This window comes from Terrabacter terrae (assembly GCF_039529575.1).
Classification (GTDB): domain Bacteria; phylum Actinomycetota; class Actinomycetes; order Actinomycetales; family Dermatophilaceae; genus Terrabacter; species Terrabacter terrae.
The window spans coordinates 205,834-214,967 of sequence record NZ_BAAANB010000021.1; the positions used below are offsets into that span (position 1 = coordinate 205,834).

A 9,134-nucleotide genomic window follows, 5' to 3' on the forward strand; every position below is an offset into this window, starting at 1 on the left:
TCTCCACGCGGCATCTTCGCGAGGAATGTGACTGCTCCGGGTCGTCCTCCACGCCATCTGGATGGTCCTCGCCGGTGCCTTCCTCGAGCCACTGGTGATCCGACGCCTGCGGCGGTGGGGCCCAACTGCTTGTCCACGACGAGATGCCCGCGCGCGAGGGCCGGCAACGTGCGTGGTGGTGTAGACGTTGTTGTGTCCGGCGGCGTCCCGGATCCTCACAGAACGGGACCGTGGAGGCATCCTGCAGGGCGACGACGCCCATGCGTGGCGGTCTGACCCAACCCATTTCGGGAGAGCATCTCCCCTGTTGGGGCGGCGGACTAGTCGACCGCGAGCAGGATCAGCGGGCTGTGGCGCAGCATCTCCGGGACATCCGTGCGACGCCAGCGCCTAGCGGCCGCCTCGATGAACGGTCGACGCTCGTCGGGGTCGGTCACCACTCGTGCCGTCGCGGGCACGTCGTCAACCACTGAGTGCTTCAGATGGATCACGACGCGGGGATCGGCCTCGATGTTGTAGATCCAGTCACGCGTCTTGTCTGATCGGGGCATACCTGTGATGAACAGCTGGTCACCGTCGTGGTGCAAGAAGATCTCGATGCGCCGAGGGCGACCGGTCCGCCGCCCAGTAGTCGTGAGGTCGATGATCTGGCTATGGTTCAACGCGGCTCGGGTCGCTTCACTGATACCGCTGGCACGGTCCATATCCGGTTCCTCTCCACTGGAGCCGACCCACGAAGCCTACGGCGAGCCGCGACCCCAGCGCCCTGACGCGGCGGAAAGACTCATCTCCGCGGGCATCGGGATCAGGGCCGGAAAGGACGGGGTGGGGATCGGCGCGCAGTCGTCCGGGCTGCGCCCTACAGTCGGCCTATGCGGAAGGCGGGGAGCATGCACCGGCTGGCCGATGCCGCAGCCGCCTTCACCAGCAATGCCCGCAACCCCGACCTGCGCCGCGCCCAGTTGAGTTTCCTGGGGGCATGGACGGCCGAGTGGGCCTTCACGGTGGCGCTGGGCATCGTGGCCTACCGCGACGGCGGGGCAACGGCCCTCGGCCTGGTTGGGCTGCTGCGGATGGTCCCCTCCGCGATCTGCGCGCCACTGCTCTCGCCGCTCGCCGACCGCGGACGCCGCGAACGCGTCCTGGTGGTGGTGTCCAGCCTGCGCGGCGTCGTGACGGCGGCCGCCGCCGTAGTGGCCGCCAGGGGCGGTGCGCCGGCAGCTATCTACGCGCTCGCCGTGCTCTCGACGATGGCAGCCACGCTCTTCCGTCCGGCGCACTCGGCCCTGCTTCCTTCCTTGTGCCACACCGGGCACGAGCTGGCCAGCGCCAACGTTGTCCGCGGCATGCTGGACTCTGCCTCCACGGTGGTTGGACCGCTCGTCGCGGCGGTGCTGCTCGAGGTGGCCGACGTCGCAATGGTGTTCACGGTCGCCGCCGCGGCTTCGCTGTGGTCCGCCGGGCTGCTGCTGGGGCTGCGGTACGAGGCCCCACCGCGCCCGTCGGCGCCGGTCCGGCCCCGCCTCGTTCGGGAGGCCGCTGAAGGGCTGAGCGTGGTCGTCCACAACCGCGACTTGGCCCTTGTGCTGGGTCTGGCGGCCGCGCAATCCTTCACGCGCGGGGGACTCACCGTCCTCTCCGTGGTGACGTCAATCGAGCTTCTCGGCCGGGGTGAACCGGGCGCCGGCACCCTCATGACGGCTGTTGGCGTGGGGGCCGTCCTAGGGTCTCTGGCGGCGTCGCTCCTCGTCGGCACTCGACGGCTCGGCGCCTGGTTCTCGGTCGGAGTCACGCTGTGGGGCCTGCCGATCGCGCTCGTCGGTGTGGCGCCCCGGGATCCCGCGGCGCTCGGCCTCTTGGCCCTTGTGGGAGTCGGCAACGCGCTGATCGACGTCGCGGGGTTCACCCTGCTGGGGCGGATGGCCCCCGACCAGGTGCTGGCCCGCGTCTTTGGGGTGCTGGAGAGCCTGGTCGCCGTGTCCATCGGGATCGGGGCCGTTGCGGCGTCGTGGGCGGTCGAGGCTTGGGGTCCACGTCCCGCGCTGGTCGCCATCGGTCTCCTGTGCCCCGTGCTGGCCGCCGCGTCGTGGTAGCGGCTGCGTGCACTCGATCGCGCCGTCGGCGTGCACGACCAGGACGTCGCCCTGCTCCAGAGGATCCCCATGCTGCGGACCCTCCCGCTGCCCTCCGTCGAGCAGCTCGCGCGCGGGCTGGAGCCGGTCAATCTTGCTGCGGGTGAAGTGGTTTTTCGTCAGGGCGACGTCGGCGACCGCTACTACGTGATCGAGTCCGGTGACGTCGAGGTCGTCGGCGACGGGCGGGTGGTCGCCACAATCGGCCCGGGCGAGGGCTTCGGCGAGATCGCTCTGCTGCGGCGTACCCCCCGGACGGCGACGGTGGTGGCCCTCAGCGACGTGCGGCTGCGCGCGTTGCTCTCGAATCGGTTCCTCCCGGTCGTCCTTGGGTTCACCCCGAGCGCGCGCGAGGCCGCGCTGGGTGTCGAGGAGATGCTCGGCCGCTTCGACCCCGGGCAACCGCCCATCGACCCGCCGGCCCCCCACGCTTGAGGGTCCCCCCGGACTCTGTCATCGTGAGTCATGGCCGCCGTCCGGGGACTCCTCCTCATCGCTGACATGGGTGGCTACACCGAGTACATGAGCACCCACCGGATGAGCCTCGCCCACGCCCAGGTGAACACAAGTCGACTCCTCGAGCGGATCATCGACGCCGTGCCGAAACTCGAGCTGATCGAGGTGGAGGGCGACGCCGCGTTCCTCTACCGCCAAGCCGACTCGGAGGACCACGAAGACCTCGTCGGCGAAGTCGTCCGCTCCGCCGTCGCCATGCACCGGGCGTTCCACCTCGAGCGGGAACACGTCGCGAAGAACCTGTGCCCCTGCGCGGGGTGCAAGCAAGCCGCTAACCTCACGCTCAAGTTCGTGGCGCACGTGGGCGAGGTCGCCACCCAGACCATCCGACATCGGCTCAAGCTGGTGGGCATCGATGTCATCGTGGTGCACCGGCTGCTGAAGACCCCGGTCCCGGTGCGCGAGTACGTGCTGCTGACCGAGGACCTCATCCGGACCGGCTCGTCCACCCTCCCAAAGCCCATGCACGAGATCGAGCCCGAGCTCGACGGCATCGGCCCGGTCCGCGCCTTGTACGTCGAGGTGGCCAACCTGGAAGGGACTGACATACCGTTACCAGCCCCGACTTGGCCGGCCCGCTTGAAGCGCACGGCGTACGCCGCTGGCGCGGGGCTCCCGTACATGCTTGGCCGACGACGCCGTCACCCCGCCGCAGTGGCAGGGGCGTAGCGTCGGATGCGCCCCGGGCGAGGATCGTCGGTCCTTTGGCTCCCCGGACCGCGCGCCTTCCGCCGTCGGATCACCGTGTGCAACGTGCGAGCGTCTCGAGCCGGCCGATGGACGGCATCCTGAGCGGAACGGATCAATATGCACGCAAGATCGACCTCGCGAAGTCTCCACGTCCCTGCAGGCCGAGGGGCATCGGCTCATCGAAAGGTCCTCGGAGCCATGTGCTTAACAAGTAGATCCGCACGCCGAGAGGCGGCGAAGTGACACACCGCCTGGCCGCTGGCGGCACCCTCTAAGCCGGTCTGGGAGGCGGCACGGGGGCTGCCGCTTGGGCCACCGCCGCTGAGAGCGCAACCTTCCGCGGATGCGTCGTAGCAGCCGCCGTCCGACGTAGCGGTGCGTATCCCCAGGAGTCGCGCCGAAGCCTGTGCCCGCGCGTCTTTTGCGGCACAACCGCCGGAGTCCAACCTGCTTGCACTGGAGTCGCCGGACCGCTACCGACGGCTCGGAACCGCTGCGGCTGGAGAACCAGATGGGGGACAGTCGTCGCATGACAGACCGGGACTTCACCGGCCTCAAGGCCACCTTCGTCAACTGCACGCTCAAGAAGAGCCCTGAGCTGAGCCACACGCAAGGCCTCGTCGACGCGAGCGCGGCCATCATGCGCCAGCACGGAGTCTCGGTCGACGAGGTCCGCTTCGTCGACCACGACGTCGCCACCGGCGTCCATCCCGACATGCGCGAGCACGGCTGGCCGACCGACGCCTGGCCGGAGATCTACCCGGGCATCCTCGAGAGCCAGATCCTCGTGGTGGCCGGGCCGATCTGGCTCGGCGACAACTCAAGCGTCACCAAACGCTTCATCGAGCGGATGTACTCCCTGAGCAGCCTTCTCAACGACAAGGGCCAGTACCTCTTCTACGGGCGCGTCGCCGGGTGCCTCATCACCGGCAACGAGGACGGCATCAAGCACTGCGCCCAAAACGTCCTGTACAGCCTGCAGCACATCGGTTACACCATCCCGCCGAACGCCGACGCCGGCTGGATCGGCGAGGCCGGCCCGGGACCGAGCTACCTCGATCCGGGTAGCGGCGGCCCGGAGAACGACTTCACCAACCGCAACACCACCTTCATGACATGGAACCTCATGCACCTCGGGCGAATGTTGCAGGCCGCCGGCGGAGTGCCGGCCTATGGCAACCAGCGGTCTGCCTGGAACCAGGGCGAACACTTCGGCTGGCACAACCCCGAGTACCGCTGACGGGTATCCACAGTCCAAGTTCGTTGGCCGACGGCGGGTTGAACTAAGACTGCGCTACGCGGCGGTAGGCCGTAACTCGTGCGGCAGTGCAGAGAGGGGTTCCGGCTGCGATGCCCGGCCTGACTTCGCTGGCGTGAGCCACCAGCAGCGTCACTTGTGAGGGCGCCGGTTCAGGAGCCGCCGGCCCGTTGGAGGCCGGCTCGCATCGTCTCGAGCGTGAGCCGGAAGTGTGCCTGCGCGCACCGGTTCGCCGCGTCCGCCTCGCCCTGAACCACGTGCCCGACGAGCTCGACGTGCTGCGCCAGCGCCTCGTCGTAGAACTCCTGTGTGTACGGCTCGACGCCGAAGCCCAGGGTGGCGGCCGCCGTCAGGTGGGCGCTCAGTGACGTGAGGTGCGGGTTGCGCGCAGCCGCCGTGATGAGCCCGTGCAGCCGCCGGTCGGCGTTGCGCGCCTCGGTCATCGACGTCGCGGCCCCGAACTCCTGAAGCGCCTGCTCCAGGGCCGCGACGTCTTCCGCCGTGCGGCGCTCGGCGGCGGCGCGCGCGATCATCCCCTCCACCATGCACCGGTAGTCGTAGAGGTCGAGCAGACGCGGTATCTCCGTCTCGAGCGTGCGCCGCGCGACCTCCGGCGCGACGTCCTCCCACGACGCCGAGGCGACGAAGGCGCCCCCCGCCCGCCCCCGTCGGATCTCGATGAGGCCGAGCTCGGTCACGTGCTGCAGCGCCTGGCGCACCGTGGCCCGGCTGACACCGAGCGAGGCGGCCAGGTCGCGCTCGGGCGGGAGGCGCTCACCGGGGGAGTACTCGCCCACCGCGATGGCCGTGATGAGCCGGTCGGTGAGCGACGTCGCCTTCGTGCGGGGCTCGCCGAGGAGGGCGACGGAGTCCCCGTCCTCCCACTCCGAATGGCTCTGCACGCACGCAGTCTAGGTCCGGTCCGCCTAAAGGTCTTGTCACCGGACCATTTGCGTGGTCCACTTTGGTCCGGTTCCCCCGAGGAGGATGCATGGCAACGACGCGCGACGCGCGCTTTCCCGACCCGACCACCGAGGGTGAGGTCGACTTCCGTGGTCACCGCACCTGGTACCGCGTCACCGGCGAGCTCGACCCGGACGCCGAGCAGGCGCCCCTCGTCGTGCTCCACGGAGGCCCCGGCGCGGCCCACAACTACACGCTGACGATCGCCAACCTTGCGCTGCAGGGACGCTCGGTCATCCACTACGACCAGCTGGGCTGCGGCGGCAGCACCCACCTGCCCGACGCCCCCGCTGACTTCTGGACGCCGCAGCTCTTCGTCGACGAGCTGCGCAACCTCGTGCGGGCGCTCGGCATCGACCGGCGCTTCCACCTGCTGGGCCAGTCGTGGGGCGGGATGCTGGGTCCCGAGGTCGTCCTCGCCGACGACTCGGGCATCCGCAGCCTGACCATCTGCGACTCGCCGGCGTCCATGGAGCTGTGGCTCAAGGCGGCCAACACCCTGCGTGGCGAGCTCCCCGACGACGTGCAGCAGACCCTCCTGGAGCACGAGCAGGCCGGCACCACCGACTCCAAGGAGTACGCCGACGCGGAGAAGGTGTTCTACGACCGGCACGTATGTCGGGTGGTGCCCAACCCGCCGGAGGTGGCCGACTCCTTCGCCCAGATCGAGGCCGAGCCCACCGTCTACCACACCATGAACGGCCCCTCGGAGTTCCACGTGGTCGGTTCGCTCAAGGACTGGTCGGTCGTGGACCGACTGGACGGCATACGCGTCCCGACACTCGTCATCGCGGGCGCGCACGATGAGGCGATGCCCCTGGTGTGGGAGCCGTTCGTCGAGCGCATCCCCGACGTGCGCTCGCACGTCTTCCCCGAGTCGAGCCACATGCCGCACGTCGAGGAGCCCGAGGCCTTCCTCGACGTCGTCGAGTCCTTCCTCGCCCAGCACGACTGACCCTGCGCCCACCTGACGCCCCCAGCGCCCACCTGACCCGGAGGTCACGCATGTCCAACTTCGACAGTCACACGCTCGGCGAGGGAGACCTCACCGAGTTCGGCTACAAGCAGGAGCTGAACCGTGGCCTCTCCACGACCGACCTGCTCATCTACGGCCTCGTCTTCATGGTGCCGATCGCGCCGTGGGCCATCTACGGCACGGTCTACAACGAGGCGAAGGGCATGGTGCCCCTCGTCTACCTGATCGGCCTCGTCGCGATGATCTTCACCGCGCTGTCCTACGCCCAGATGAGCCGGGCGTTCCCGATCGCCGGCTCCGTCTACGCCTACGTCGGACGGGGGATGCACCCGAAGCTCGGCTTCATCGCCGGCTGGACGATCCTGCTCGACTACCTCCTCGTGCCGACGCTGCTCTACGTCTTCGCCGCGGAGTCGATGTCGGGCATCTTCCCGGCCGTGCCGAAGTGGGCGTGGATCCTGGTCTTCCTGGCCATGAACACCGCCATCAACTACGTCGGCATCTCCTTCACCGCCATCGTGAACCGGCTCTTCCTCACGGCCGAGGTGCTCTTCATCGTCATCTTCGCCGTCATGGCCATCGTCGCCATCGCCCACGGGACCGGCGGCGCCCACGTCACGACGAAGCCGATCTTCGACTCCGCCAACTTCTCGGCGCCCCTCGTCGGCACGGCCCTGTCGATCGCCGTGCTCTCGTTCCTCGGCTTCGACGGCATCGCCACCCTGGCGGAGGAGAGCAAGGGCGGCCACCGCTCGGCCGGGAAGGCCATGATCGGCGGCCTCTTCCTCGTCGCCTTCTTCTTCATCAGCCAGACCTGGCTCGCCGGCATGCTCATCCCCAACACCACGTCCTTCCCGGAGGCGGAGGCTGGCAACGCGTTCTTCGACATCGTCGGCAAGATCAGCAACAACGGGTGGCAGATCGCGTTCCTCGCCATGAATGCCCTCGCCGTCGGCATCGCGAATGCCGTTGCGGCACAGAGCGCCACCTCGCGCCTGCTCTTCTCGATGAGCCGCGACGGCCAGCTGCCCCGCTTCCTCGCCCACGTCAACACCCGCAGCAAGGTGCCGGAGCGGGCCATCCTGCTCGTCGCCGGCATCACCCTCGTGCTCGGCCTCTTCTTCGTCGGCCAGATCGGGCTCATCACCTCGCTGGTGAACTTCGGCGCGCTCACCTCGTTCCTGCTGCTGCACCTGTCGGTCATGACGTACTACGGCGTGCGCCGCAAGTCGCGCAACGTCGTCCTGCACTGGGTCGGCCCGGTCATCGGCTTCCTCATCATCGGCTTCGTGCTCTGGAACGCCGAGCCGGCCGCCAAGATCGGCGGCCTCGCCTGGCTGGTCATCGGCATCGGTGTGCTGGCCTACTACAGCCGCAAGGGGATCGGCATCCTGCCCGAGCACCGGGCCGACGCCGCCGACACCGCCGACGCCGCCGAAGCCGCCGACACGTCGCAGGTCGCCACCGCCGGTTTCCGCACCGCCGCCGACCGGAAGGGCTGAGACATGACCACCACGCACCTCATCACCAAGGACCACGCCCACGCCGGCTACTCCGCGGACCACGAGCCGGTGCTGACCGTCGAGCCCGGCACGGGCGAGCGCATCACGTTCGAGACGGACGATGCGGCATACGCCCAGATGGAGGAGCTGCGCGACCTGTCGAAGATCACGGCGACGCTCAACCCCGTCACGGGCCCCGTGCACGTCACGGGCGCCGAGCCCGGCGACGCGCTCGCCGTGACGATCCACGACATCCAGATGGCGGATTTCGGCTGGTCCGTCTACATCCCGGGCGCCGGAGCGCTGGCCGCGCCGATGGGGGACGAGTGGTACGTGCGGCGCGTCCCCGTTCGGGACGGGACGGCCCAGCTCACCGACCGGGTCAGCTGCCCCGTCGCTCCGATGATCGGCTGCATCGGCGTCGCGCCCGCGCAGGGTGAGATGTCCACGGTCATGCCCTCGTATCCCACCGGGGGCAACATGGACCTGACCGACGCCCGCCCGGGATCCACCGTCTACCTGCCGGTCGAGGTCGAGGGGGCACGGCTCGCCGTCGGCGACCTGCACGCCGTGATGAGCCGGGGCGAGAGCTCCTTCGTCGCCATCGAGATCGCCGGCCGTGCGACCGTCAGCGTCGACCTCCTCAAGGGCATGGACCTGCGCGCGCCGAGGATCGACACCGGTGACGAGCTCGTCTGCGTGGGTCTCGGCAACCCCGTCCAGGAGTCCATCGACAACGCCTACGTCGACCTCTTCGCCGTGCTGACCGGCGAGCACGGCTACAGCCGGGAAGACGCCTTCACGGTCATGAGCGCCCTGGCGCACACCGAGCTCGGCGGTCCGACGGGATCGGTGGCACCGGACCCCCTGCACCCCTTCCGGGCCATCGGCCAGGTGACGCTCGCCCGCATCGGGAAGCGCTACCTCGACCTCGCCTGACCCCGCCACACCTCTGACACCCCGCGGTCCGACCGGCCGCTGGGCTGCTCGACCGCCACCCCTCCGACGGACATCGCCGCGGAGGGGTGGCGCCTGTCAGGGTGCAAAAAGGGACGGCCTTCGCGAGTCACCCACCAGCCGCCGGAACACGTCACAAA

Annotated in this window: 9 protein-coding genes; 7 read left to right on the forward strand and 2 right to left on the reverse strand. The window is 69.2% G+C overall.

Translation table 11 applies throughout. The annotated features are described in order from the left end of the window. Positions 1–320: 320 nt before the first annotated feature. Complete coding sequence (locus ABD194_RS11105) at positions 321–704, reverse strand: nitroreductase family deazaflavin-dependent oxidoreductase (protein ID WP_343991248.1); 384 nt, start codon at positions 702–704, stop codon at positions 321–323. Between the two features lie 186 nt (positions 705–890). On the opposite strand from ABD194_RS11105, the gene ABD194_RS11110 reads away from it, so the two are divergent. From ABD194_RS11110 to ABD194_RS11125, 4 genes are all read left to right on the forward strand, one after another. Next, positions 891–2,093, forward strand: a complete 1,203-nt coding sequence (locus tag ABD194_RS11110; protein WP_343991250.1) for an MFS transporter — start codon at positions 891–893, stop codon at positions 2,091–2,093. 69 nt (positions 2,094–2,162) lie between these two features. Further along, a complete protein-coding gene (locus tag ABD194_RS11115; protein ID WP_343991252.1) occupies positions 2,163–2,567 on the forward strand; it encodes a cyclic nucleotide-binding domain-containing protein in 405 nt (134 codons plus the stop codon). Positions 2,568–2,597: 30 nt separating this feature from the next. Then, a complete protein-coding gene (locus tag ABD194_RS11120; RefSeq protein ID WP_343991254.1) occupies positions 2,598–3,317 on the forward strand; it encodes a DUF2652 domain-containing protein in 720 nt (239 codons plus the stop codon). A gap of 550 nt (positions 3,318–3,867) precedes the next feature. Further along, on the forward strand, positions 3,868–4,578 hold the full coding sequence (locus ABD194_RS11125; RefSeq protein ID WP_343991256.1) for a flavodoxin family protein: 711 nt from the start codon (positions 3,868–3,870) through the stop codon (positions 4,576–4,578). Between the two features lie 170 nt (positions 4,579–4,748). Here ABD194_RS11125 and ABD194_RS11130 read toward each other — a convergent pair whose 3' ends face one another. After that, the gene (locus ABD194_RS11130; RefSeq protein ID WP_343991258.1) at positions 4,749–5,498 is read right to left on the reverse strand and encodes a FadR/GntR family transcriptional regulator; all 750 of its coding nucleotides are present in this window, start codon (positions 5,496–5,498) and stop codon (positions 4,749–4,751) included. An 89-nt stretch (positions 5,499–5,587) separates the two neighbouring features. Here ABD194_RS11130 and ABD194_RS11135 point away from each other — a divergent pair, with 89 nt between their 5' ends. The 3 genes from ABD194_RS11135 to ABD194_RS11145 are packed head-to-tail and all read left to right on the forward strand — an operon-like array spanning position 5,588 to position 8,976. Beyond that, positions 5,588–6,514 (forward strand): proline iminopeptidase-family hydrolase, encoded by a 927-nt coding sequence (locus ABD194_RS11135; protein WP_343991260.1) that lies wholly within the window; start codon positions 5,588–5,590, stop codon positions 6,512–6,514. Between the two features lie 50 nt (positions 6,515–6,564). Beyond that, positions 6,565–8,037 (forward strand): APC family permease, encoded by a 1,473-nt coding sequence (locus tag ABD194_RS11140; RefSeq protein WP_343991262.1) that lies wholly within the window; start codon positions 6,565–6,567, stop codon positions 8,035–8,037. 3 nt (positions 8,038–8,040) lie between these two features. After that, entirely contained in the window at positions 8,041–8,976 is a 936-nt protein-coding gene (locus ABD194_RS11145; protein WP_343991264.1) for an acetamidase/formamidase family protein, read from the forward strand. The last annotated feature ends 158 nt before the right edge of the window (positions 8,977–9,134 follow it).